This is a genomic window from Chitinophaga sp., assembly GCF_039596455.1.
Taxonomy (GTDB): Bacteria; Bacteroidota; Bacteroidia; order Chitinophagales; family Chitinophagaceae; genus Chitinophaga.
The window spans coordinates 84,936-110,355 of sequence record NZ_JBCNJR010000004.1 but is presented as its reverse complement, the minus strand read 5'-3'; the positions used below and the strand labels follow the sequence as shown (position 1 = coordinate 110,355).

The 25,420-nt window shown below is 54.6% G+C and carries 18 protein-coding genes; 15 read left to right on the top strand and 3 right to left on the bottom strand.

Translation table 11 applies throughout. The features are described 5' to 3' along the window. The first annotated feature begins 17 nt into the window (after positions 1–17). Entirely contained in the window at positions 18–1,193 is a 1,176-nt protein-coding gene (locus tag ABDW36_RS15300; protein WP_343702791.1) for an AGE family epimerase/isomerase, read from the top strand. A 1-nt stretch (position 1,194) separates the two neighbouring features. Here ABDW36_RS15300 and ABDW36_RS15295 read toward each other — a convergent pair whose 3' ends face one another. Then, positions 1,195–1,827 (bottom strand): response regulator transcription factor, encoded by a 633-nt coding sequence (locus tag ABDW36_RS15295; protein WP_343702790.1) that lies wholly within the window; start codon positions 1,825–1,827, stop codon positions 1,195–1,197. Position 1,828: 1 nt separating this feature from the next. After that, positions 1,829–3,607 carry a 7TM diverse intracellular signaling domain-containing protein gene (locus ABDW36_RS15290; RefSeq protein WP_343702789.1) on the bottom strand — a complete coding sequence of 593 codons (1,779 nt, stop codon included), beginning with the start codon at positions 3,605–3,607 and terminating at the stop codon, positions 1,829–1,831. A 117-nt stretch (positions 3,608–3,724) separates the two neighbouring features. Between ABDW36_RS15290 and ABDW36_RS15285 the strand changes: the two genes are divergently transcribed. The 8 genes from ABDW36_RS15285 (at position 3,725) to ABDW36_RS15250 (ending at position 14,397) form a co-directional block, all read left to right on the top strand. Continuing rightward, positions 3,725–4,936: a sialidase family protein gene (locus ABDW36_RS15285; protein WP_343702788.1), complete on the top strand. Its 1,212-nt coding sequence runs from the start codon at positions 3,725–3,727 to the stop codon at positions 4,934–4,936. Beyond that, entirely contained in the window at positions 4,933–5,862 is a 930-nt protein-coding gene (locus tag ABDW36_RS15280; RefSeq protein ID WP_343702787.1) for a dihydrodipicolinate synthase family protein, read from the top strand. Before ABDW36_RS15285 ends, ABDW36_RS15280 begins: the two co-directional genes overlap by 4 nt. Before the next feature lie 264 nt (positions 5,863–6,126). After that, positions 6,127–9,369 carry a TonB-dependent receptor gene (locus tag ABDW36_RS15275; RefSeq protein WP_343702786.1) on the top strand — a complete coding sequence of 1,081 codons (3,243 nt, stop codon included), beginning with the start codon at positions 6,127–6,129 and terminating at the stop codon, positions 9,367–9,369. A 17-nt stretch (positions 9,370–9,386) separates the two neighbouring features. Further along, positions 9,387–11,375: a RagB/SusD family nutrient uptake outer membrane protein gene (locus ABDW36_RS15270; RefSeq protein WP_343702785.1), complete on the top strand. Its 1,989-nt coding sequence runs from the start codon at positions 9,387–9,389 to the stop codon at positions 11,373–11,375. A gap of 526 nt (positions 11,376–11,901) precedes the next feature. After that, a complete protein-coding gene (locus ABDW36_RS15265; protein WP_343702784.1) occupies positions 11,902–12,387 on the top strand; it encodes a hypothetical protein in 486 nt (161 codons plus the stop codon). 10 nt (positions 12,388–12,397) lie between these two features. Further along, positions 12,398–12,835: a helix-turn-helix transcriptional regulator gene (locus ABDW36_RS15260; RefSeq protein ID WP_343702783.1), complete on the top strand. Its 438-nt coding sequence runs from the start codon at positions 12,398–12,400 to the stop codon at positions 12,833–12,835. Positions 12,836–12,851: 16 nt separating this feature from the next. Continuing rightward, on the top strand, positions 12,852–13,259 hold the full coding sequence (locus tag ABDW36_RS15255; protein WP_343702782.1) for a hypothetical protein: 408 nt from the start codon (positions 12,852–12,854) through the stop codon (positions 13,257–13,259). A 94-nt stretch (positions 13,260–13,353) separates the two neighbouring features. Beyond that, positions 13,354–14,397 carry a TlpA disulfide reductase family protein gene (locus tag ABDW36_RS15250; RefSeq protein WP_343702781.1) on the top strand — a complete coding sequence of 348 codons (1,044 nt, stop codon included), beginning with the start codon at positions 13,354–13,356 and terminating at the stop codon, positions 14,395–14,397. On the opposite strand, the gene ABDW36_RS15245 is transcribed toward ABDW36_RS15250, so the two are convergent. Beyond that, positions 14,398–14,991: a GNAT family protein gene (locus ABDW36_RS15245; protein WP_343702780.1), complete on the bottom strand. Its 594-nt coding sequence runs from the start codon at positions 14,989–14,991 to the stop codon at positions 14,398–14,400. It lies immediately after the preceding gene. A gap of 125 nt (positions 14,992–15,116) precedes the next feature. Between ABDW36_RS15245 and ABDW36_RS15240 the strand changes: the two genes are divergently transcribed. The 6 genes from ABDW36_RS15240 to ABDW36_RS15215 all read left to right on the top strand — a co-directional run bounded on the left by ABDW36_RS15240 (position 15,117) and on the right by ABDW36_RS15215 (position 25,415). Then, positions 15,117–15,746, top strand: a complete 630-nt coding sequence (locus ABDW36_RS15240; RefSeq protein WP_343702779.1) for a class I SAM-dependent methyltransferase — start codon at positions 15,117–15,119, stop codon at positions 15,744–15,746. Between the two features lie 108 nt (positions 15,747–15,854). Then, positions 15,855–16,586: a GNAT family N-acetyltransferase gene (locus ABDW36_RS15235; RefSeq protein ID WP_343702778.1), complete on the top strand. Its 732-nt coding sequence runs from the start codon at positions 15,855–15,857 to the stop codon at positions 16,584–16,586. 73 nt (positions 16,587–16,659) lie between these two features. Continuing rightward, on the top strand, positions 16,660–17,085 hold the full coding sequence (locus tag ABDW36_RS15230; RefSeq protein ID WP_343702777.1) for an SRPBCC domain-containing protein: 426 nt from the start codon (positions 16,660–16,662) through the stop codon (positions 17,083–17,085). 351 nt (positions 17,086–17,436) lie between these two features. Next, positions 17,437–18,612 (top strand): hypothetical protein, encoded by a 1,176-nt coding sequence (locus ABDW36_RS15225; protein WP_343702776.1) that lies wholly within the window; start codon positions 17,437–17,439, stop codon positions 18,610–18,612. Positions 18,613–18,621: 9 nt separating this feature from the next. Beyond that, positions 18,622–22,050, top strand: a complete 3,429-nt coding sequence (locus ABDW36_RS15220) for a DUF6603 domain-containing protein (protein WP_343702775.1) — start codon at positions 18,622–18,624, stop codon at positions 22,048–22,050. After that, complete coding sequence (locus tag ABDW36_RS15215) at positions 22,047–25,415, top strand: hypothetical protein (RefSeq protein ID WP_343702774.1); 3,369 nt, start codon at positions 22,047–22,049, stop codon at positions 25,413–25,415. The genes ABDW36_RS15220 and ABDW36_RS15215 overlap by 4 nt, the downstream gene beginning before the upstream one ends. Positions 25,416–25,420 lie beyond the last annotated feature (5 nt).

Sequence of the window (25,420 nt, the reverse complement as noted above, 5' to 3'; positions counted from 1 at the left end):
CGGAAAACCAAACAATCATGCAGGAAAAACTGAAGCAGGAACTGCAGGCGGAACTCAACGCCATACTCGATTTCTGGCTGCGGTACAGTATTGATGAAAAGTTTGGGGGCTTTTACGGAAAGCTCTTCAACAACAACACTCCTGATCCCTTCGCTATTAAAGGAGCAGTGCTGAACGCCGGTATTTTGCGGGCCTTCTCCGCCGGCTACAGCGCCACCCGGCATGAGCCCTACCTGCAGGCCGCCCACCGCGCTTTTTCCTACATGGTAGAATATTTCCTGGACAAAGAGTACGGCGGCGTAGTGTGGAGCGTAGACTACACCGGCAATCCCGTTGAAACCAAAAAACAGGTATACGCTATTGCCCGCGTCATAGACGCCTTTGCCGAATATTACAAGATCACGCAGCACAAGGTGGCGCTAGACAGGGCTATTGGCCTCTACAGCCTGGTGCAGCTTTACAGTTACGATTGCGTGAACGGCGGCTATGTGCAGGCCTTCAGCCGCGACTGGAAAGACATCAAAGACCTGCGCATGTTCACCCGTGATGCCAATGAGAAGAAGTCTGCCGGCACGCACCTGCAGCTGCTGGAAGCCTATGTGAACCTCTATTCCATATGGCCTGATGAGGGCCTCAAAACGCACATCCACGATCTGCTGACAGTATTCCACGACAAGATCATCGACAAAAAAACGGCCCATCTTCAATTGTTCTTCGAGAACGACTGGAGCCTGAAAAGCACGCATATTTCCTATGGTTACGACATGGCGGCCAGCTGGCTGCTGCCTTTTGCCGCGCAGGCTACAGGAGATGAAGCCATGCTCGGGAAACTGCGCTCGCTGGCCTTGCTGATGGCCGAGGCCGGCAGGGAAGGGCAGGATGCAGACGGCGGCCTCTGGCACGAGTTTACGCCTGAGCAGAAACAACTTGTAACGGAAAAACTGTGGTGGCCGCAGGCGGAGGGCATCATTGCTTTCATCAATGCCTGGCAGCTGAGCAACAACCCGGCCTGGCTGCAGCATGCGCAGGACTGCTGGCAGTTTGTATGCAGCTACCTGCAAGATAAAAAAGGCGGAGAATGGTTCTGGGGCGTACGCAAAGACAATACCCTGATGGACGAAGAAAAGATAGGGCTCTGGAAAAGCCCTTTTCATCACAGCCGCACCTGCCTGGAAGCCATGAAGCGCTTGTAATTCACAATATGCCGTGCTGCTTCGCAAAGTTCAGCAAACCCGCCGTGTTCTTCACCTCCAGCTTGCGTAGAATATTTTTGCGGTGCGTGTTCACCGTCAGCTCCGAAATAGACAGCTGGTTGCCGATCTCTTTACTGGTCAGTTCGCTGCCTACCATTTTGATGATCTCCACTTCCCGCCGCGTAAGGTGGTACTTTTTCATGAACTCGTCAAGGAAATAGGCTGGTAGCGGCGCGGAGGAAGGCGTCAGCTCTTCGAAGCAGGGCTGCCCGTCAAGGATCTGCTGAATGGCCGCCCGCAATGCAGCGGAGGATGCATTTTTCAGCATATACCCGTCTGCGCCCAGTTTCTTCACTTCCGCCAGCAGCTGCGGCTGGTTGTAATTGGTAAGCACCAGTATTTTCAGATGAGGGAATTCTTTTTTCATGATGCCGAGGGCCCGGATGCCGTCTATCTGCGGCATGTTGAGGTCCAGCAACACCATGTCTACCCGTGTTTCCGCCAGCCGGGCCAGCAGGGCGCGGCCGTTGTTCACGGGTTCCAGTATTTCCCAGGCCGGGTTCTGCTGCAATACGGCCATGAGGCCGTCTGTCAGCAGCTGGTGGTCATCAGCGATCAGTAAGCGGATAAGCATATCAGGTATTCGGTTTTACAGGTAATGGTAGTTCAATATTCACCAGCATGCCGTTGCCCGGCGAGCTGTCTATGTTCATGGCGCCTTCCAGGTATGCTACCTTGGCGCTGATGCTGCGCAGGAAGCCCGCTCCTTCAGGCGGCAGGTGCATGCCCTTGCCGTTGTCTTCCGCCAGCAGGGTGCAGCTGTCTTCCAGCTCTACCAGCTGCAGCAGCACGTTGCCCGCGCCGGCGTGTTTCAGGATGTTCTGCAGCAGCTCCTGCACAATGCGGTACAGGGTATGCAAAAAGTTGGGCGGAAACTCCTTCTCTTTCGAAAAGCCGATAATGACCAGCTCTATGTGAATTTTGCCGGAGCCATTGGCCAGCTGCACCATGTCCTCAATAGCGTGCCGCAGCCCGTATTTCTCCATGGCCACCGGCGTCAGCTGATGGCTGATGTTGCGGACGGTGCTGCTGATGTCTTTCAGCAGCAGGCCCGCCTGCGCCGTATTGCCGGCGTTCACTTGCAGGGAGGTGAGAGACAGCATGGCGCCAATTTCATCATGCAGGCGGTCTGCCAGCGCTTTTCTTTCTTTTTCTTCTACCGTTACAATGGTGTCTGTCAGTTCTTTCTGCTGCCGTGCCAGCTGCAGCAGCGCCGTTTCTTTTTCTTTACGGTAGCTGTTGAAGCGGGCGGCCAGGCCAAAGGTGATAATGATCATTTCCAGCACAACGCCCAGGAACATGCCATAGTGAGCTACAAATTCCGGCAGCTGTACCCGGCCCAGGTGATACAGGTTTTCCAGCACCACAAAAATGATGAATACCAGCGTGGCCAGCATGTAAATAAGCGCCGCGCTGTTTTTTTGCCGCACTTCCTTCACCAGCAGCCAGCCCATAAAGCACACTACCAGCAGGGAGAAAATGGGCAATGCCTGCTGGATGGGCATGCTTAAATGTACAAAGTTGGTATAAGGCACCGGCCAGAGAATGAGCACCGCAAAAAGCAGCCAGACGGCCTGGGCAACCCTGATGGGCCAGGTCCTTTTTATGCCCAGGTAGGCAGTGAGGAACTGCAGCGAGAAGGTCAGGTTGAGTACTACAAACAGCGGGCGGGAACGGCTGGCAAAAAAGACGGAATCAGGCCAGAGGTAATGGAAGCCCAGGCCCTTGTTGCTCCATATCCACATCAGCGCAGCAGCAACGGACAGCGCGTACCAGCCGTACACGGCATCACGCGTGGTGAGATAAAGAAAAATACCGAAGAGGATAATGAGCACAATGACGCCCGTAAAAATGCCGTTCACCAGCGTTTCTGTTACCTGCTGCCGCTGCAGCGCTTCGCGGGTGCGGAGCAAAAGGGGGGCCTGCAGGGATTCATGGTGCTTGTCTGTTTTCAGCAAGTATAACGGCGCGCGGGGCGCCAGCGGAAAGGCAAACGTATTGTAAACCAGCGGGCGCTGGAAAAAGGGATGGAAATCTCCCGTAACATGCAGCAGCCGGATGCTGTCTGTTACCGCGTAGAACTCCAGGTGGTTAATATGTGCATTATCTGCCACCAGGTACCATTCCCCTGTTTGTGGCGGCTGCGTAAGGGCCACCCAGAAAATGGATTTTGTAAAGCCGGGATTGAGATAAGCGGAAGAGAGCGGTTTGAACTGGCCGGCCTGGTAAGCAGCATGCACTGCCCCGGCCTGCATATGACGGCTGGTATCTTCAAACACCTCGAACACGGGTGCCTGCGCCGCGGCAGCGAGGCGCAGCAGCAACAGGCAGGTTAATAAAAGCGCTCTCTGCATGTGGGCACGGGATAAGACAGGAGGCAAGATAAGAATCCTCGCAAAATTTGGCAATATCAGTTGCCCGCCGTACATTTAATATGTAGAACATATCTACATACACTAAATCCACGCGCTATGAAGAATATTGTTTTATTACTGGCCTGCATGGCACAGCTGGCCTGCAGCAAGTCCCCGCAGGAGGCAACCACTGCGGCGCCGAACACCCTGGCCACCGCCACTGTACAGGCAGCCACCCCGGTCCATACAAGCCTCCTCCTGTTCAACGGCGGCAATGAAAGCATCTATCATTCTTTCCGCATCCCTTCCATTGTCAAAACCAAGAACGGCACCCTCATTGCTTTTGCCGAAGGCCGCCGCTGGAGCCCCAGTGACTGGGGAGACATCAACGTGGTGTTCAAACGTTCCACTAACAATGGCGCTACCTGGTCTGCACTGGGAGAAGTTGCCGGCGCAGGCAACGGCACCTGGGGAAACCCCACGGCGGTGTACGACTGGCACCACGGCACCAACGGCAGGGTATGGCTGTTCATGTCATGGAATGATGGTAACAAGGCGGCCTGGTCAGACATACAGGCCTGGGGAGACAGAAGGGTGTTTTCCGCTTACAGTGACGATCATGGCGCTACCTGGTCAACCCCGCAAGACATGAGCGCCACGCTGTTGCCGCCTTCCTACACCTGGGATGCCATGGGTCCCGGCATAGGCATACAAACCGTAGTGAACACGCCCGGCCGCCTCATCATACCCGCCTACGGCAGAAATATCTATAGTGACGATCATGGGCTTACCTGGCACTATCAGCTTATTCCCGGCGGTACGGATGAAGGTACTATCGTAGAACGGATGGACGGCACCCTGCTCCGTAATGACCGCCCCGGTACCACGCTCTGGAACGCGGCCAAACGCCGCCGCAAATCCATTGGCACCATAGCCGGCGGCTTTGCTGCATGGACGGTAGACAATACGCTGAACGATCCGAAATGCGAAGGTTCCATGATCCGTTACAATACGGATACGCCTCACCGCATCATTTTCCTCAACCCCAACACTACAGACAAACGCTGCAACATGACCGTGCGCATCAGTTATGACGATGGCGCCACCTGGGCCAAAAGCAGGCAGATATATAACTGGAATACCTGCGACTATGCTGCCATCACCATTGCAAAAGGCGGCTATTCCAGCATGATCAAAACGGCAGACTACTGCGTGGGCGCGCTCATAGAGATCAATGAAGACGTACACGCCAGCAGCACCAGCAACAAATCCATAGAGTTTCACAAATTCAACCTCCCCTGGATATTAAACGGCACAACAGAACCATGATTCCATTACATGCCCGCGAGATACGCGGCAACTGGGCAACATTGATACTGCCCGTAAACGAAGACGAAAGCATTGACCTGGCAAGACTGGCAGCGGAAATAGACCTGCTGGTTGCCCTGAAGGTAGACGGCATTTATTCCAACGGCACTGCCGGCGAGTTTTACAACCAGACGGAGCGGGAGTTTGACGCAGTCAACGCGCTGCTGGCGGAGAAATGTAACAAAGCCGGCATGCCTTTCCAGGTGGGCTGCAGCCATATGAGCCCGCAAATTTCACTGGAGCGGCTGAAGAGAAGCCTGGCCTGGGAGCCTTCCGCCGTACAGGTGATATTGCCTGACTGGTTTCCTCCTTCCATGGACGAGATAGTGGCTTACCTGCGTGTAATGCAACAGGCTGCCGGGCCCGTGCCGCTGGTGCTGTATAATCCGCCGCATGCCAAAAAACGTTTAACGCCCGCAGATTTCAAGGCCATCCGTGAAGCAGGCATTACGCTGGCCGGCTGCAAGCTGCCTGGCGGCGATGAGGCCTGGTACCGTGAAATGCTGGGCCTCAACCCCGAGCTGTCTGTTTTCATTCCCGGGCATCACCTGGCCACCGGCGTACAGCGTGGTGCGCACGGCGCGTATTCCAACGTGGCCTGCCTGCACCCCGGTGTGGCGCAGCAATGGTACAACACCATGCTGGTTGACATGCCGGCCGCGCTTGAGCTGGAAGGCCGCATACAGCAGTTCATGACGGAGCATATTGTGCCGTACATCACGCAGCAGGGCTACTCCAACCAGGCGGTAGACAAGCTGCTGGCCGCAGTAGGCGGCTGGGCCGATGTGGGCACGCGGCTGCGCTGGCCTTACCGCTGGGTGCCTGAAAAAGAAGTGCCGGCAGTGAAGCAGGCATGCCGGAAATTGCTGCCTGAATTTTTTAAATAAAGCAATTTTGTTAACCCCATGTTACCCTTGTGTTACCGCATGGTAAAACCGGAATATTCTCCATTTTTATAAGGGTTTTCTCCATTTCAAAAGGCAGGGCGGCACGATAAATTTACGCCCGTTAGAGATTACGTAGCCGTCTGCCTTTTTTTCAGAACTAAAACATTTTTCGTACACCTTTCGCCTGGTTACTACCTGAACATAGCTGGAACAAGTGTTGCATGCCTGGCATCTCCATTATCCACGTAATAAAAAACAAATCCAATGACCTTCGTTATGAACGCCCAGGGCGCTCCTCCCGGCATATGCCGCAGGATGCTGCTGCTATTGCCTGTCAAGTGCATGGCAATCTTGTTATTGTTTAGCCTTCTTGCCGTTCCGGTCCTGGCTTTTGATGTGACCATCAAAGGCAAGGTGACAGATCAGAACGGGCAGCCCCTGCCCGGCGTAACCGTGGTGGTGAAAGGCACTACCGCCGGCGCGGTTACCAATGCACAGGGCATTTATGAAATAAAGGCGCCGGAAAGCGCCAAAGCGCTGATCTTTAAATTCATCGGCATGGAGGAGCAGGAAGTTGAGATCGGGAAGAAGGTAGTGATAGATGTGGTGATGGCTGCCTCCGTGCAAAACCTGGAGGCTGCTGTGGTAGTGGGGTATGGCACGCAGAAAAAGGCGAACCTTACCGGCGCGGTATCTACTATCAGCGCAAAAACACTGGAGTCTCGCCCGGTATCTAACGTGGCGCAGGCATTGCAGGGCGTTTCTCCCGGCCTCAACATCACCCAGAGCGGAGCGCTGGCGGGCAGCATGGAAAACCGGCCTTCCATCAACATACGCGGCGTAGGCACCATTGGCCAGGGCTCCAGCGCGGCGCCGCTCATCCTGATAGATGGCATGGAGGGAGACATCAATTCCATCAGCCCGCAAGACATCGACAACATTTCCGTGCTGAAAGACGCGGCGGCTTCTTCCATTTACGGTTCCAGGGCGCCTTTCGGCGTTATCCTCATCACCACCAAACAGGGCAGGGCAGGCAAAACCATTGTGAACGCCAGCGCCAACTACCGCTCCAGCCGCCCGGTGCAGATACCGCAAACCATGGACTCGTATACCTTTGCCAACTATTTTAATGATGCCAATGTCAACTCCGGGCGCGGTGTTTATTTCACGCCGGAAAGAATGCAGCGCATCCGGGATTTTATGGACGGTAAAATAAAGACCACCATCATTCCCCGCCCCGGACAGACCAACATCTGGGCAGACGGATATTACGAAGGGAACGATAACGTAGACTGGTACAAGGCGATCTATAAACCGCATTCTCCCGCGCAGGAGTATTCCCTCAGCGCCAGCGGGGGCAAGGAGAACATCACCTATTTTCTTTCCGGCAATTTTCTTGACCAGAAAGGTTTTATGCGTTTTGGGGAAGACAAGTTCAAACGCTACAACATCACCGCCAGGATCAATGCAAAACTGACGGACTGGGCCTCTCTTACTTTCATTCAACGTTTCAGCCGCGAAGAGTTTGAGCGTCCCAGCAGAATGACTAATAACATCAACCAGGTGATAGGCACGCAGGGCTGGCCCATGCTGCCGCTATATGATAATAACGGTTTCCTGTACGATTCGCCGTCTCCCGCACTGGGGCTGCGTGACGGCGGCCGCGGCGCCAAACAGTACGACGTGAACTCCCAGCAGCTGAAGCTCACCATTGAACCGCTGGCAGGCTGGAAAATATTTGCAGACCTCAACTACAGCGTAGACAACGATTTTTATCACTGGGACATTCAGCAGCTGTTCAATCACGATGTTGCCGGAAAACCTTACCTGTACCAGTCTGCTGCTCATGTGCATGAAGAGGCCGGCCGTACCAATTACCTGAACGCCAATATTTATTCGGAGTACGCCCGCTCATTCGGCCAGCACAATTTTAAAGTGCTGGGCGGCATGCAAACGGAGGAGACCAAAACGCGCTGGTTCACCGCGCAGAAAGATGGATTGATCGTACCTTTTCTGCCCGTGCTTGACCTTACTTCCGGCAACGACGCCAACGGCAAGCCGGTGCCCCCCATTGCCGGCGGCAATAACCAGAAATGGGCTACCCAGGGCTTCTTCGGCCGTCTGAACTACGACTACAAAAGCAAGTACCTGCTGGAAGTGAACCTGCGGTACGACGGGTCTTCCCGCTTCCGGGAAGATATGCGCTGGATGTATTCGCCCTCCGCATCCGCCGGCTGGAACCTGGACAGGGAAGCCTTTTGGGAGCCGCTTGAAAAATATGTCAACCAGTTCAAGATCAGGGGCTCCATCGGTGAGCTGGGCAACCAGAATACTGAAGACTGGTACCCCACGTACAGGACCATGCCCGTAGGCAGTTCAAACGGCATATGGCTGGTGAATGGCGCCAAGCCTAATACGGCTTCCGCGCCCGGCCTCATCAGTTCCAACCTCTCCTGGGAAAAGGTCAGAACATGGAACATTGGTGTAGACGCCGCCTTTTTGCGGAACAGGCTTACCGCCACCCTGGAATATTATACCCGCTATACCCTCAACATGATAGGCCCCGCGCCGGAACTGCCGGTGGCACTGGGTACAGACGTGCCCAGGGCTAATAACACAGACCTTAAAACCACCGGCTGGGAGCTGGAAGTGAACTGGAAAGACCAGTTGCGCAACGGCCTGGGCTATAACGTACGCCTCAGCCTGTCAGACGGCAGAACGAGGATCACCCGGTATCCCAACCCCACCGGCAGCCTGAGCACTTTCATTGCGGGCCGCATGATGGGTGAAATATGGGGCTACCAGACCATTGGTATTGCCAAAACCCAGCAGCAGATGGACGACCATCTGAAGGCGCTGCCCAACGGCGGCCAGGATGCGCTCGGTAATAACTGGAGGGCGGGAGACCTGATGTTTGCCGATGTGAACGGAGACGGCAGGATCTCCAACGGCGCCAATACCATCGGAGACCATGGAGACCTGATACTGATCGGCAACAACTCGCCGCGCTACCTGGTTGGCTTCGACATTGGCGCAGACTGGAAAGGCATTGACTTCAGGGCTTTGTTCCAGGGTGTGCTGAAACGGGATTATTTCCAGAACAGTTATTACTTCTGGGGCGCTTCCAATACCATTTATTCCTCCGCCGGTTTAACCGAGCATACAGACTATTTCCGGGACGATCCCAACCATCCCCTTGGCCTCAACCTGGACTCATACTACCCGCGCCCGCTGTTCAGCACCAAAAGCCAGGTGGTACAGTCCGGCTACCTGCAGAACGCAGCATACCTGCGGCTGAAGAACCTGCAGGTGGGCTATACGCTGCCGGCCTTGCTGACAAGAAAAATAGGGGTGCAGAAACTGCGCGTGTACGCATCAGGTGAAAACATTTTCACCATTACCAAAATGGCTACCATGTTCGATCCTGAAACGGTAGACGGTGGTTACGGCGGAAGCGTGTACCCGCTTTTCAAGGTATACGCCGTGGGCCTGAACCTTACTTTCTAACACAAACATGCAAACAAATGAGATCAACATACATCCTGATAATAGCCTGCGCAGCCCTGCTGCTGGGCGCATGTAACAAAAAGCTGGAAATAGCGCCGCCTTCCAAGGTGACGCCGGATAATTACCTGGTAGAAGAATCGCAGCTGGCCGCATATGCCATCAAGCTGTATGAAGGCCTGCCCATATTCGGGTACTTTGATGGAGATGCCCATACAGACCTTGCGGCCCGCCGTGTGTATGACGGCAAATACACGCCGGGCCAATGGAGGGTAGGGCAAACCGGTGGGGCCTGGTCTTTCACCACCATCTTCCAGTGCAATTATTTCCTTGAAACAGTGCTGCCGCGCCTGGCGGAGGGAAAGATCACCGGTACGGACGCCAGTGTCAAACACTACATCGGTGAAATGTATTTCCTGCGCGCGTGGGCGTACTTTGACAAGCTGCAGTCTCTTGGAGATTTTCCCATCATCAAAAATACCCTGAAAGAAGACAAGCAGCTGCTTACTGAAGTCAGCAAGCGCGCCCCGCAAACAGAAGTGGCCCGTTTCATTCTGTCAGACCTGGACTCCGCCATCCTGCTGATGGGCGTCAATGCGCCCAGCGGCGGTACTAACAGGCTGTCAAAAAAATGCGCACAGTTGCTGAAGTCGCGCGTGGCATTATACGAAGGCACCTTCCTCAAATACTTTAAAGGCACGGCATATGTGCCCAACGGGCCGGACTGGCCGGGAAAAACGAAAGATTATAACGCGTCTTATCAATTTCAATCCGGCAGCATAGAAGGGGAGATATCCTTTTTTCTTGACCAGGCCATGCAAGCGGCCAAAGCCGTGGCGGATGCCGTGCCGCTGGTTACCAACAGCATGACGGAGCGCCTGCAGACCACCAACCAGGCCTTTGCCGAAGCCAGTGAGGCCAATCCTTACTGCAGGATGTTCAGCGCCACAGATCTCTCTCCATACAGCGAGGTGTTGCTCTGGCGTGATTATGACCTGGGCCTTGGTGTCAGCAACGGTATTGCCAACAACGTGCAGGCTGCCCACAACTGGGGTTTTACACGTGGCTACGTAGACAATTTCCTGATGGCCAACGGCCTGCCCATTTACGCGCCAGGTTCCGGCTATGAAGGAGATGACTCCATTCATGTGGCCAGGCGGGGAAGAGACGGCCGCCTCTGGCTCTTCCTGGCGCAGCCCGGGCAGATCAACATCCTGAAACCTTCCTCCCTGGGTACGCACGCCACGCCGGTAGTAGGCTATCCTGACATCCTGAACCTCATCGGCAACCACGACCAGGTGACCGGCTACATGAGCCGCAAGGGCAATGTGTATGACGGTGCGCAGCTGGGCAACGGCAAGGGAGATGTGGGCAGTATCGTGTACAGGGCCGTAGAAGCCTATTTCAACTATATGGAAGCCTGTTATGAAAAGAACGGCGCGTTAAACGGTACGGCTACGGCTTACTGGCAGGCCATCAGGCGCCGTGCCGGCGTAGACCCCGATTTCCAGAAAACCATTGATGCCACGGAAATGCCCAGGGAAGCGCTGAACAACTGGGCCGCCTATTCCGCCGGTACCATGGTAGACAGAACATTGTACAACATTCGCCGGGAAAGGGGCTGCGAGCTGATAGGGGAAGGCCTCCGGTACATGGACCTCCGCCGCTGGCGCGCGCTTGACCAGCTGATCAATACGCCTTATCACGTAGAAGGTTTCAGGCTGTGGGGTCCTATGAAGAGCTGGTACAAAGCGTCTGCGCTCACGTATAACATCGGTGACAAGAGCACGGTGTCAGACCCGGCCCTGAGCCCGTACCTGCGCATTTACCAGAAAACGAAGTCCGTGCTGGCCTATAATGGCTACCGCTGGGCCATGGCGCATTATTACAGCCCCATTGCCATGCAGCATTTCCTGATCACGTCTGAAGGCAATGACGTGAGCACATCACCTATTTACCAGAACCCCGGCTGGCCTGTAGAAGCTAATAGGCCTCCGTTGGGATATTGAGGCCTGTTTCGTGGTTATCTGCAGGCAGCCCTGGTAATATTTCGGGCAGTTGATTATTGGCCTCTGTATCCAAGCCCCATGTACCCCCTTTCCGTCCCGTACCCGTTCCGCCTCTTAAAATAGACGCGGAACGGGTACGGGACGGATACGTTACAGACACGGCACGGATACGGCACGGGTATATAGTTGTACCGAAGTATGCACAAGTATCAATCAAAGTAAAAGGCGGGAAAAAGGCTTGTATCGCGACATAAATGGGGAAAGGTGTACACACCGGCGTAAGTAAAAAACAAAATTGACCCGAAGGTCAATTTTGTTTTTTAGAAAAATTATCTTAATCTGCACTTTCAAGTAAACAGAACAGCATTCTATCTAAAAGCTGATTTACTTTAATTGTTTGTAAACCAATCACTAAAGGAAGAAAATCGCTTTCAAAACCAACCTGTTTTGTTTGTTATCTCGAAATTTTTAAAAAGATTACTTAAAAGTGATTTTTTATTCCTAACTTCGTAAATGTTCATTGCAAGTGAAGTCCAGATTAATCTACCTGCCCAGGTTGTCGGGGCGCAAGGCCTCCATCTACAGCATCATCAGTGAAGAAAGCAAAGTGTCGTTGTTAGACAACTTTATTTTGGAAAACAAGGCGGAGAGCATGCAAGACCTGCTGAGTATTACCGGGCGGCTCAGGAGTATAGGGAATACAGCGGGCGCCATCTTGCCTTTTTTTAAAATGGATGAGGGGTTGGAATGGGATGACCTGGTTTGCGCCCTCTATGATGTTCCAGACAGGCACCTGCGGCTTTATTGCATCCGCCTCAATGACCAGATCGTGATAGCGGGGGGCGGCGGGCCTAAAAATGTGCGGGCCTGGCAGCAAGATCCCAAACTGGGCAGGGAAGTACTGGAAATGATGCATTATTCCAAAATTGTCCGTACCAAACTGGGGAACGGGCGTTTAAGAATAGCTTCAGACGGTTTGAAGTTTGAAGGAGATTTAATGCTTACAAAATAAACCAATGCTTATGGTAAACTTTGAAGACATGAACGAAAATTACTCCAGCCCGCTGCTGGATGAGCTGCTGAATCAAATTACACCCGCAGAGCAGGAGCTCATCGATTACAAGATGAAGCTGGCCGCAAAAATTTATGCGGGCCTCAAGGCAAAAGGCTGGAAAAGCCTTGACCTGGCGCGGGCGCTCAACTTAAAGAGCCCGTCTCTCGTTTCCCGGTGGCTGAGCGGAACGCATAATTTCACCATAGACACACTGGTGGATATTCAGCGGTTGCTGGGCATCCGGTTGCTGGACGTTGAGCCCGCCATGCCGGTGCGTGGGCTTCACACGAACTTTACCGTTGACGTGGCGCCGGTATCGCTGCGGGAAGAAGTGTACGGGCCGCTGCAGAAAGTCATTAACGGCACTGGCGGCGTGCAAGCCGCTGCGCTTGCTGCTGACCGTTAAAAATATTGGACCAGGTATGTCAGCAACATCAGAGAAACCATTCAGGATACATGGCATTGAATTGATCACTTTCACAGTTCAGCCGCAGCCAGCCAATGCCCTGGCTGAGGCTGCGTTTGAGTTTAACGTGCAGCAGGAGCAGAAAACGAACGCGGGAAAGCGCCTGATCATCGTTTTTACCACCGTTACCATCAGGGAGCCGGGAAAAGAAGCGCTGTTGGCCCGCTTGCAGGTTGCCAGCGGCTTTGAGGTGCCTCATTTTGAGCAACTGATCAAAAAAGAAGGCGAAGGCTATTCAATTCCTCTTGAGCTGAGCGGTCCTATGAGCAGTATTGCCGCGGCCACAGCAAGAGGTGTGCTGTACAGTCAGTTGCGCGGCTCCTATTTGCAGCATTCCATTTTGCCGCTGCTGCCGGTTGAATAATACACCGCCGGCCTCCGTCACGCAAACGCCCCGTTTTGTCACATTCCGGCGCGGTATTTGTTCCCTGCGCCTGGTTTTGCATGAAAATAAAAAGATGAGACCCGTTCTACTAGCATTGCTCATAAGCGCGCTTCAACCGGCAGCCGCCCAGCGGCCCTTCACCCTCCATGGCACTTTCAAAACGCCGTATACCGGCAAAATATACCTGCGTTACAATAAGCAGAACCACCCCGGTACCGCGCAAAACGGGGCCTTTACGTTTACCGGCAGCATCCTGCAACCTGTGAAGGCCAGTATAGTGTTGGACGTACCGCGCCCTATGGCGCGCACGGAGTTCTTTATTGATCCCGGAGAGCAGCGGGTGGAAGCAGATACCGCCTCCAGGGTGATTGGCGGGGAGATGTATCTCGGCGTCTCCGCGGTGGTAACGGAAGGCAGCCGCTCACAGGCGGCGCTGGAAAAGGAAGACCGGGAGATCAACGAAAAAATGCAGGGCATCAGGGATACCTATATCCGTAAAAGGATCATGAAAGAAGAGCTCACCCGCCGCTTTCAACAAACACCCGGCAGCATCGTGTTGCTGTCTCTCGTCAGCGACCATGCTTCCAGCTTCACCGCAGATGAACTGCACGAGCTGTATCAGCTGGCAGGAGATACCCTGCGGAAGTCTGCTTTTGGAGAAAACATCAAGGCACTGGTAGACAAGAACGCCGCGGCGCTGGTAGGCACGGTCATCAGCAACTTTTCCCAGCCTGACGTGAACGGGAAATTGCTGTCCCTGGCTTCCCTGAGGGGCAGGTACGTGCTGGTTGATTTCTGGGCTTCCTGGTGCCGGCCCTGCCGCAGCGAGAACCCGGCCCTGCTGAAAACCTATCAGCGTTTTAAAGAGAAAGGATTTGAGATACTGGGCGTTTCGCTGGATGCGCAGCAGGCGCCGTGGCTGAAGGCCATTGCGGACGATGGCCTTACCTGGCTGCAGGTGTCTGACCTGAGAGGCTGGCAGAATGAGGCGGCCAAACTGTTCAAAATAAAATACATTCCTGATAACATACTCATAGACCCGGAAGGCCGCATCATAGCCAAAGACCTGCACGGTGATGCGCTGGCGCAAAAGCTGCAGGCATTGCTGGGTACATGATCACCTCAGCTTTGCCCGCAGGCGTTCCTTTACCCCGCCCAGCCATTCCTCTTTCAGTATGCTGAGCACTATGCTGCTGCGGCGCTTGCCGTTGTGTTTCACCAGGTTGCTGCGTAAAATGCCTTCTACCGTACAACCTATGCTTTTCATGGCCGCAATGCTTTTTTCGTTGGTATGGTCTGCCCGGAACTCTACCCGTTCTGCACCCAGTGTTTCAAACGCATATTGCAGCAGCAAAAACTTGCAGTGTTTGTTGAGCCCTGTGCCCTGGAAATTTTCACCGTACCAGGTGTAGCCCAGCTGCAGGGTGGCGTGAACGGGCTGGATATCATAGTAGCGGGTGCTGCCCGCATACGCCTGCTGTTTTTTGTCGAACACAATGAAAGGGTACTCCTTGCCGGCGCGGCGTGCATCTACCGCCTGCTGAATGTACAAGGCCATGTTTTCCTCGCCGGCGGCGGGAGACATGGAATATTGCCACAGCTCCGGTTCGTTGAGGGCAAAGGGCAGCAGCAGGGGAAGGTCTTCCATAGTCAAAGGGCGCAGCAGCACCGCTTCATCCTCGAGCACTACATCTGTTAAAAGTTGTTGCATGATATTACCGGTTTGCCCGCACAAGATACGATGAAATGCCGGGGCCGCCACGCATTGGCCATTTGATGAACACGGTTGATCATTTAGCCGCATGCCGGCATTGCAGGGGGAAATATCTTTGCGGCATGGATACGAGAGATGCTTACAATCACTGGGCTGGACAGTATGATACCAATAAAAACAGAACGAGAGACCTGGAGGCCCTGGCCCTGCGGCGGAAGCTGGCCGCCCTTTCTTTTTCGAACTGCCTTGAAATAGGCTGCGGCACCGGCAAAAACACCGTGTGGCTGGCAGAAAGGGCACAGCGGGTAACGGCGGTAGACCTTTCGGAAGAAATGCTGGAAAAGGCGCGGCGGAAAGTGACCGCCCCGCATGTGCAGTTTAAACAGGCAGACATTACGCAAGCCTGGGATTTTGCGGAGGCCGGGTATGACCTGGTGAGCTTCAGCCTGGTGCTGGAGCATATCTCCAACCTGCGCGGTATTTTCAGCAAGATTGCCGGCGTATTACAGCCAGGCGGTCATGTATACATCGGGGAACTGCATCCCTTCAAACAATACACGGGCACCAAGGCCCGCTTTGATACCGGGGAAGGGCGGCAGGTGCTGGAATGCTTCAACCACCATGTGTCCGACTTTACGCAATTACCGCTGCAGTACGGGCTGGTGGTGAAAGATGTGGACGAGTTCTTTGACGAAGAAAACCGGGATGAAATACCCCGTATTTTGTCTGTAGTGCTGCAAAAACAGTCATAAACCATTTGTATATACGGCAGCGAAAGTGGTAATGCCGCCAGTTACCACTTTGCGCTGCTGCTCTTTTTATGCCGGGGGATCGTTAATTTCGGATATAATTCCCCGCATATGGATATCAGCATCCTCCGCGCACCGCTGGATAATATCAGTCATCTCCGCACGTTATTCCTCCACGAACTGAACCACCAGTTCATCTGCAACAAATGTCACCTCTACGGCTGGGCGGATACTTATCTTTTTACACTGAACGGCGAAGCCGCCGGTTATGGCGCTGTATGGGGCACAGACCGGCGGCAGGACAGGGATACCATTTTCGAGTTTTACCTGTTGCCGCCTCACCGCCGTTTCGCTGATGATATTTTCCGGCAGTTCCATGCCCTTTGCGGGGCCATTTACGTGGAAGTGCAAAGTAACGACGTGTTGCTGGCCTCCCTGCTGTACGCCCATGCCCGCAACATCCGTGCAGAGGCCATCCTGTTCGAAGACCATATCACTACCCGGTTGCAAATGCCCGGCGCCGTGTTCAGGGAAGTAACGGCTGAAGATGCGGGCGCGGAAGACAATGAGTACCTGCTGGAGCACAACGGGCAGGTAGTGGCTACCGGCGGGCTGATGCTGAATTACAATCATCCTTATGCAGACATCTACATGGCCGTCAAAGAAGCCCACCGCGGCCGCGGCTACGGCAGTTATATTGTGCAGCAGCTGAAAAGCGAGGCCTACAGGAGAGGGAAGGTACCGGCGGCGCGGTGCAACATCCTGAACCGCGTTTCCCAAAGCACGCTGGAAAAAGCAGGCCTGGTTGTTTGCGGCCACCGGCTAAAGGGGGACATCGGATAAATTGTTTTGTGTAACCGAATGGTTTCTTTTATATTTGTAACCAAACGGTTACTTAAATATTAAATGCGTCAACATGGAAACTGCACCATTCACAATTGAAAGAACATTTAACGCGCCCGTGGAGAAGGTCTGGAAGGCAATTACAGACAAAGACCAGATGCGCGAATGGTATTTTGACCTGAAAGAGTTCAGGGCCGAGCCGGGTTTTGAATTCGAATTTTACGGCGGCAGTGAGGAAGAGCAGTACCTGCACAAGTGCAAGGTGCTGGTGGCGGAAAAGAATAAAAAGCTGGCTTACAGCTGGGAGTATGAGGGCTATGAAGGCCATTCCGTGGTCACCTTTGAGCTGTTCCCCGAAGCGCAGCAAACGCGGCTGAAGCTTACGCATGAAGGGTTGCACACCTTCCCTGCCAAAAAAGACTTTGCAAGAGAGAGCTTTGCAGCGGGCTGGACGCAGATCATCGGCACTTCGCTCAAAGCTTACCTGGAAAAGGCCTGAACAGTTTTTTTCGTGTAATTCGGAATTTTTTTGTAATTATGTATTGTCGTCCGTAGGGGTGCGTTCGTGACCAACCCGGGATGACAATACTTTTTTTAACAGCATATTGTTTTACCCCTTATTGAAAGACTGAGATTCACAAGCCCTGAAATTGACCGTCAGTTTAGCCAGAAATTTGAAGCGTGGCCCCGAAGCAGCAATGATCTTTTACCGGGTCCGATCAGTATACCGGGTAGTGTTTGTAACAGTGCAGCCCCGAAGTTAAGTGCGTATTTTTTTATGCTGAATGTATAACTATGGCCGGCCCGCCGAAAGGAGGCTGGTATACTTGTGTTGTAAAAAAACGTATTCATGGACTATTCGTTTGCCCCAGGAGGTACTCCGTTTGACGGTTTATTGAGAGCATTCTATACCCGCCGCGGAAACACCACGTTAATTGGCGCCACGGCCGTCCGCAATACCTTGCGGGAATTTATCAGCCACATAGACGGCTCCGCCACAGTTACCAAGCCCATACAAGACATATTGCTGGGCACGCACGCCAATGCGCAGGGCTACCTGGCCGCCACCATGTTTGACAACCAGATAGGGCGTACAGGCTATGAGGTGATGGAAGACGCTATTTCCGGCCGCCATACTTCAGATACCACTACGCCTGATACCACGCTTACTTCCATCGCCATTCCCGATACGCTGATAGGTTACACTACCGGGCCCATTGCCAACAATTTCCACATCAAGGGATGCAATGTTGGCAGGGCCACGGCTTTTTTGCAGAAAATGAAAGAGGCGCTGGGAGACCATGTGAACCTCACCGCGCCGCTTCACTTTTTCGGGCTGTACCAGAATACGGCTTACGGGGTGTGGGAGTTCCTGGCCTACGAGTTCAAGCTGCTCAGCAAAACCGCCTTTACAGACCGCGCGGCGCTGGTAACTGCGTTTGACAACCTGGGCCTTACGTTTTATAATGGGGATGCTGTACCGGTAGCGGATATTGAAACATGGGTGCCGCGCAACATCACGCGTGCGGCTACCACGCCGCTGAACCTGCCGCTGGGCGTTTCCATCGGCAGCCGTACTACCATTGCAACGGAGCGCCAGTTCCGCTATCCAGGCCCCGAAGACTATACGTTCACCATCAACTACCCCAGCGCCTCACAGGTGCCCTCTACGCCCGCAGACCGCATGACGGCGCTGGAGAACGGGCTGGATAGTTTCAAATACCGCTCTTCAGACACGGTAGGCGGTTTTGACCCGGCGCATCCTTACCCGGAGTATGAACGCTGGGGGTATGGCAGCAAGCAGGATTTCCTGGATGAGCACGACTGGCGTTTCGAAAAAAGCGGGGCAAGGCTGATCTGCCGCGGCAGGTTCCACGCCTACACGCTGCTGGTGCCCATTACAGACCGTGACCCCGCCAACCTGGGCAATATCATTTTCAATTTCCATCCCAATGCCGGCTCTCCACATGCCGCCATTACTACGGGACTGGTGGAAACGGACACGAACTTTTTTGCAACGGTTTAAACGGAATCAATGGAAACAAAAGACACCCTGGTAGTGATTGCGGAAGAGCTGGGCAAAGCCATGCAGCCGCTGGTGAGCGCTTCCTCGTCTCCCGGCGCCCTGCGTGATTTCCTGGAAGAGCTGGGCTGGGACCTGGCGGCCGTGCCTGCTTCCATCAACGCCCTGAAAGGGCCTGCCGAGCTGGCCGTGCGCAAGGGCACGGAAAATGAAGGTGTGGCGGCAGATGATGTGCAACAGATGATCACCGCCATCAGGGCCGCATTTGAAGCGCTGGGCAACCTCGGCAATGCAGGAGACCTGGCGGCGGCCATGAAGAACGAACTGCCGGGGCAGTTGCTGGAATACCTGCTGGTGGAGTACCTGTTAAAGAACCAGCCCTCCTTTGGCCAGCTGCTGAAAGTGGTGGGCATCATCAGGCTGGAGCAAATACCTGCGCAGGCAGGGCGCGTGGCGTACCTGCGCCGCACATTCGCCTTTGCTGACTTTGGCAGCCTCTTCTCAGACCCCCTCGTCTTTTTCAAGAATGCTTTCAAATGGGGCCAGAGCGATTTCCGGGGAGAAGAATGGAGCGCCGCGCTGATGGAGCTGCTCCGTTCATGGGGTTTTGATGCGGATATGGAGGCTATTTCGCCCAATGCATTGGCCAGGCTGACAGAGAATAGCTCGAACCCCGCCAACGATCATATTACGGCTTTAAAAGCCTATTTCCTGCGTTCAGACAACAACCCCGCAGACCTCAGCGCCGGCGCCGGCCTTTTCCTGCTGCCGGAAACGCCTGCAGACAAACCGGGTTTTGCCATCATGCCCTTCCTCAGCGGCAAGCTGGAAGAGACCATTGTGATCACAGACAAGCTGAGCCTGGCCATCAAAGCCGCGCTTGACCTCACCGGCGGCATAGGCATCATGGTACGGCCGGGAAAAGACATTACGGCGTTTGCCGGCCTGGACAGCGGCACGCCCGGCAGCATCAGCGGCACCATCAGCATGCTGTTTTCCGCCAACGGCGAGCGAGACCCGTTCATCCTCATCGGCAAGCGGGATGCCAGCCGCCTCGAAATAGGCGTGGTAACGGCGGAAGCAGGCACCCGCTTTCACAACCAGGGCAAGTTTGAAGTATTCACAGAGTTCGGCATACAACAGGGAAAAATAGTGGTGAAGGCAGACGGGGCAGACGGCTTCCTGGCGCAGCTGCTGCCGGGAGACGGTATCAACGTGAACTTTGACCTGGCCGTGGGTTTTTCTTCCACCAAAGGGTTTTACTTCGGCGGCAGCGGCGGACTGGAAATACAGCTGCCCGCCCACATCCAGCTCGGGCCTATCGAGATCAACTCCGCCATGATAGCGCTCAAGCCGAAAGACGGCGAGCTGCCGCTGGAGCTGGCGGCCACCATCAAGGGAGACCTGGGCGTGCTGAAAGCCACGGTAGAAAATATAGGGCTGAAAGCTATTTTCACCTTCCCCAAAGACGGCAAGGGCAACCTGGGCCCCGTAAACCTGGCCATGGGCTTCAGGCCGCCCAACGGGGTAGGCCTGGCCGTAGACGCCGGCGTTGTCAAAGGCGGCGGCTACCTCTTCCTGGACTTTGACAAAGGCGAATATGCCGGCGCACTGGAGCTGACCTTCAGCGAAGTGATCTCCCTGAAGGCCATCGGCATCATCAACACCAAAATGCCTGACGGCTCCGCCGGTTTCTCGCTGCTCATCATCATCACGGCAGAGTTCGGCACCGGCCTGCAGCTGGGCTTCGGCTTCGTATTGCTGGGCGTAGGCGGCCTGCTGGGCCTCAACCGCACCATGAACCTGCAGGCGCTGGCAGAAGGCATCCGCAGCGGAGGCATCAACAGCGTAATGTTCCCCTCCAACATCATCGAGAACGCGCCGCGCATTATCAGTGACCTGCGGGCGTTTTTCCCCATAGAAGAAGGCAAGTTCCTCATAGGCCCCATGGCCAAGCTGGGCTGGGGCACGCCGGCCCTCATCTCCGTATCTATCGGTATCATCATAGAAATTCCCGGCAACATTGCCATTGTAGGCATCCTGAAAATTGCGCTGCCTACGGAAGAAGCGGCGCTCATACAATTGCAGGTGAACTTCATTGGCGCCATAGAGTTCGACAAGAGCCGCATGTGGTTCTTTGCTACACTTTATGAATCAAGAGTGCTGTTCATGACCATTGAAGGCGGCATGGGCCTGCTCATTGCATGGGGTAATGATTCCAATTTCGTGGTCAGCATCGGTGGTTTCCACCCGGCCTTCAACCCGCCGCCGCTGCCGTTCCCCAGTCCTGACAGGCTGGCCTTCAACATCGTGAACACGCCGGTGGCCAAAATACGGGTGCTGGGTTATTTTGCGGTTACTTCCAACACGGTGCAGTTTGGCGTGAAAGCGGAGCTGATGTTCGGCTTCGATGCCTGTAAAATTGAGGGGCACATTGCCTTTGACGCGCTGTTCCAGTTCTCGCCGTTCTACTTCATCATCCAGCTGTCTGCTTCCCTGTCCGTAAAAGTGTTCGGCATCGGGCTGTTCAGCGTAAGCGTCCGCATGTCTCTCGAAGGGCCTACACCATACCGCGCCAAAGGCACGGGTACTATCTCCATCCTGTTCTTCGACTTTGATGTAGACTTTGATGAAACCTGGGGAGAATCCCGCAACACTACGCTGCCGCCCATCGAGATCATGCCCATGGTGCGGGAAGAGTTCAACAAGCTGGCCAACTGGAAGGCGCGTTTGCCGGAGGGCAGCCACATACTGGTATCTCTCCGCAAAATAGACGAAGCGGAAGAGCTGGTGCTGCACCCCATCGGCACGCTGCAGGTAAGCCAGCGCTATGTACCGCTGGGTGTGAGCATCAGCAAGGTAGGTTCCCAGAAAACGGCAGACGTTAAGAAGCTGACAGTATCTGAAGAACCAGCCAGCGGGCTGAGCAAAACGGACGACCTGCGGGAGAGTTTTGCCATGGCGCAGTTCCAGGAGATGAAGAACGAAGAGAAACTGTCCCGCCCGTCTTTCCAGAAAGAACTGAGCGGCCTTGAACTGTCAGGTTCCGGCGCGCAGGTACGCACGGGCCGCGCGGTGCGCAGGGTAGTACGGTACGAGCTGATCATTGTAGACAACAACTTCAAACGTTTCAATCGCCGTTTCTTCTCCTTCTTCAGCTCCCTGCTCTTTACCCATTTCCTGAAACGCAACGCGGCCGCACGTTCTGTGCTGTCTGCCAATACAAAATCAAAGCTCAACCCGTATACAGATAAAATTGTGGCCGGGCAGGCGGCGTATGCTGTAGCCAGCACCGTGAACAACAAGGCATACGGGCCGGTAACTTCTTTTGCCAGCGAAGCGCAGGCCAGGGAGTACATGAACGAGCAGATTGCGAAAGACCCGAACCTGAAAGAATCCCTGCAGGTGATTTCCCATCATGAATTAAACCCGGCAGCATGAGTTATACAATTGCCAATTACACTTTTCTTCCCTGGCTGCGGCAAGGCATTGCCAATAAAATAACGGCTGCAGACAATGACGCTGGCGTGAAAGTGCGGGCCAAAATAAAGGTGGATTTCAAGCTGGACATTGAGAAGCCAGACGGCGGCACGGCGGCTGAAACGTTCTCGAAAGATGTGGAGTTGTACGGCCCCGGGGACATCATTGGCATAGACGCCAAGGTGGTGATCAAGCATGACCCCATGAACTGGATCACCGACTATGAGCCCAACTACCTGCCCTATATCGAATTTTATGACGAAAGTTTTCCCTGGCGCTATACGCCTGCCGCCCCCGGCAATGACCGGCTGCGGCCATGGCTGGCGCTGGTGGTGATCAAGGAAGGGGAGTTTGAAGAAGCAAAGAACATACAGGGCAAACCGCTGTCTTACATCACGGTGCCTAACGCCGCTACCAAATTTCCGCCGGCAGACCAGCTGTGGGCCTGGGCGCATGTACATGTGAGCGAAAGCCTGATGGACCAGCCGGAGAAAATCGTAGAGGCAGACACCGGTAAAATTGCCGCCGCCTTCCAGGCCGTGATGAACCGCAACCCTGACCTGGCCAGCTCCCGCATTCTCTGCCCCATGAAGCTGGAGAACAACGCGGCCTATCACGCCTTTCTGATACCCACATTCGAGACCGGCCGCCTGGCGGGGCTGGGGCTTAACCCCGCAGATCCCAACATGCCCCACGCCACCTTTTCCGCCTGGGGCAATTACAACAACCGCCTGGAGCCAGACAACTTTCCCGTATACTACCGCTGGTTTTTCCGCACGGGAGATGTGGGCGATTTTGAATACCTGGTACGCCTCCTCAAACCGCAGCCCATAGACAAAAGGGTGGGCCGCAGAGATATAGATGTACAATACCCCGGCAGCAACCTGCGCGGCATCACCAACCCGGAACTGGGCGGTGTGCTCAAGCTGGGCGGCGCCCTGAAGGTGCCGTTTGCCACCATGACGCCGGAAGACCAGGCAGACGTGCTGAAGTATGACAACTGGGACCAGAACGGCTACCCACAGCCTTTTCAGAAAGACCTGGCCACGTTCATCAACCTGGCGGATGATTATTACGAAAAGAAATCGGAAGATGCCAACGCCGCCGCCACAGACCTCGACCCGGAGATCAAAAACAATCCTGACCCGCTCATCACCCCGCCGCTCTATGGCCGCTGGCATGCGCTGCAAGACCGCCTGCTCACCAATCGTGACGGCAGCAATATTACACAGAACAAAAACTGGGTGCACCAGCTCAACCTCGATCCGCGCTGGCGCGTATCTGCCGGTTACGGCACCAGGGTAGTGCAGGAAAACCAGGAAGCCTATATGGAAGCCGCCTGGCAGCAGGTGGGGGATGTGCTGGAAGCCAACCGCAAGCTGCGTTACATGCATTTTGCGCGCCTCATTTCTACCAGCTGGTACCGGCAGCACGTGCAGAGCATGGTGCAGTTCTCCGCGGAAAAAGCGTTGCTGTTCACGGCCCCGGTGCAGCGCCGCGTGCTGGATGCGGTGGCCGGCGTTACCGTGCAGCACCAGGTAGACCAGAGCGTCATCACCCGCTCGCTCACGTCTCCCACCATGCGCAAGCTGATACGGCCCGGCGGCAGGGCCATGAAAAAATCTGTGTTCACCGGGGAGGCCCGCCCTGATAACCTGGTTACCCGTGTGAATGAGGGCCAGGTAGTGATAGCCCCGCCCAAAGTGGCGCCTGAAACATTGCCCACTGTGAATGAAGTGGCGGATGACATGATGCCGAAGAATGTTCCATCTTTTATATTGGACCTGATACGCAAATGGCCCTGGCTCAAATGGGCGCTCATCATTGCCGTTATCATCCTTATCCTGCTCATGCTGGTGGCCGGCTCGCTGGGCATTACAGCCTTGCTGGGCATTATTACCGCGGGATTGATATTGTTATTGGCTTACATACTCAAATGGAGCAAGGCCGTGCAGTTTGCAGATTCCATATCTGAAGAGAACCAGACGCCGGATGCGGTAGATGATATGCCAAAGAGCCCTGATTTTGTGCTGAGCGAGCCGGGCGGCGGCTTCAACCCAACCGTAGGTACAACAGACAGTGTGGAGGCCGTGAAGTTCAAGCTGGCGTTGAAAGAATCATTGGGCATGGTGCAAACCGCCAAAGAGCTGGGCGTGGTGCCGGTGCGGCCGAAGATCAATATTGCCGCCACGGTAGATACTACCTTCAAGGCGCTTGATCCGAAACTGACCATTCCCAAACATGTATTTGCCGGTTTGCATATTCCCGAACGCATCAGGCTGGCGCTGGTGGAAGATTTTGTGGAAGTGATGGAATACCCCAAAATAGACCTGCCCATGTATGAGCCGCTGAAGAAGATGAGCAAGGAAAACTTTTTGCCCAACCTCAACTTCATTGGCCAAAACACCATCTCGCTGATGGAAACCAATCAGCGGTTCATTGAGTCATACATGATAGGCCTGAACCACGAGTTCTCCCGCGAGCTGCTCTGGCGGGAGTATCCCACAGACCAGCGCGGCAGCTACTTCCGCCAGTTCTGGGACGTGGAAGGGTACTTTGATGACAAGAACAGAACGGAAGAGCAGCTGAAGGAAGACCTCAAAGACATTCCGCCCATTCACCGCTGGTCTAAGAACTCCGGGCTGGGAGACCATGACCACCGCGAAGAGGCGGGAGACAAGGAAGAAGAAGTAGTGCTGGTGATACGGGGAGAATTGCTGAAGAAATACCCCAACGCCGTGATATACGCCCACAAGGCCGCCTGGGAAACAGATGAGCAGGGCAACATCAATAACAAGGTGGAACGCAAGCTGGCGGAACTGGCGGAGAGCGAAAAAGAAAAGCCGCCGCGCAATAAGGTGAAATCTCCGCTCTACGAAGCAAGGGTGGAGCCAGACCTATATTTCTTCGGCTTTGATCTCAACATTACCGAAGCGCTGGGTGCAACGGGAGAATCCCAGTCAGACATAGACAAACCCGGCTGGTTCTTCTGCATCAAGGAGCGCCCCGGCGAGCCGCGTTACGGGCTTGATATTGACCAGGACGGAGAAAAGCCTGAAGTATGGAATGACCTGGCCTGGAACGATGTAATGCCCCCCAATGCTCCCGCCGGCGCCTTTATTCCGGTAGGTAACGCCACCATTGAACAAGACCTGAACGCCAACGGCCTGGAAACCGATGATTCGGAAAAGGTAGACCAGCGGAAAGACGATCTGCAGGTGTTCTGGAAAAAGAACATGAACGCGGCAGACGTAGCCTATATTCTTTACCAGGTGCCGGTGCTCATGGCCGTGCATGCCGGTGAAATGTTGCCCAAGCAACCTTAATATTC

Excerpts from the sequence above, each read along its gene's own strand:
- ABDW36_RS15285 (WP_343702788.1), top strand. The coding sequence starts at position 3,725 with ATGAAGAATATTGTTTTATTACTGGCCTGCATGGCACAGCTGGCCTGC.
- ABDW36_RS15245 (WP_343702780.1), bottom strand. The coding sequence starts at position 14,991 with ATGCAACAACTTTTAACAGATGTAGTGCTCGAGGATGAAGCGGTGCTG.
- ABDW36_RS15215 (WP_343702774.1), top strand. The coding sequence starts at position 22,047 with ATGAGTTATACAATTGCCAATTACACTTTTCTTCCCTGGCTGCGGCAA.
- ABDW36_RS15270 (WP_343702785.1), top strand. The coding sequence starts at position 9,387 with ATGAGATCAACATACATCCTGATAATAGCCTGCGCAGCCCTGCTGCTG.
- ABDW36_RS15275 (WP_343702786.1), top strand. The coding sequence starts at position 6,127 with ATGACCTTCGTTATGAACGCCCAGGGCGCTCCTCCCGGCATATGCCGC.
- ABDW36_RS15295 (WP_343702790.1), bottom strand. The coding sequence starts at position 1,827 with ATGCTTATCCGCTTACTGATCGCTGATGACCACCAGCTGCTGACAGAC.
- ABDW36_RS15220 (WP_343702775.1), top strand. The coding sequence starts at position 18,622 with ATGGAAACAAAAGACACCCTGGTAGTGATTGCGGAAGAGCTGGGCAAA.
- ABDW36_RS15255 (WP_343702782.1), top strand. The coding sequence starts at position 12,852 with ATGTCAGCAACATCAGAGAAACCATTCAGGATACATGGCATTGAATTG.
- ABDW36_RS15260 (WP_343702783.1), top strand. The coding sequence starts at position 12,398 with ATGGTAAACTTTGAAGACATGAACGAAAATTACTCCAGCCCGCTGCTG.
- ABDW36_RS15225 (WP_343702776.1), top strand. The coding sequence starts at position 17,437 with ATGGACTATTCGTTTGCCCCAGGAGGTACTCCGTTTGACGGTTTATTG.
- ABDW36_RS15250 (WP_343702781.1), top strand. The coding sequence starts at position 13,354 with ATGAGACCCGTTCTACTAGCATTGCTCATAAGCGCGCTTCAACCGGCA.
- ABDW36_RS15235 (WP_343702778.1), top strand. The coding sequence starts at position 15,855 with ATGGATATCAGCATCCTCCGCGCACCGCTGGATAATATCAGTCATCTC.
- ABDW36_RS15290 (WP_343702789.1), bottom strand. The coding sequence starts at position 3,607 with ATGCAGAGAGCGCTTTTATTAACCTGCCTGTTGCTGCTGCGCCTCGCT.
- ABDW36_RS15280 (WP_343702787.1), top strand. The coding sequence starts at position 4,933 with ATGATTCCATTACATGCCCGCGAGATACGCGGCAACTGGGCAACATTG.
- ABDW36_RS15300 (WP_343702791.1), top strand. The coding sequence starts at position 18 with ATGCAGGAAAAACTGAAGCAGGAACTGCAGGCGGAACTCAACGCCATA.
- ABDW36_RS15240 (WP_343702779.1), top strand. The coding sequence starts at position 15,117 with ATGGATACGAGAGATGCTTACAATCACTGGGCTGGACAGTATGATACC.
- ABDW36_RS15230 (WP_343702777.1), top strand. The coding sequence starts at position 16,660 with ATGGAAACTGCACCATTCACAATTGAAAGAACATTTAACGCGCCCGTG.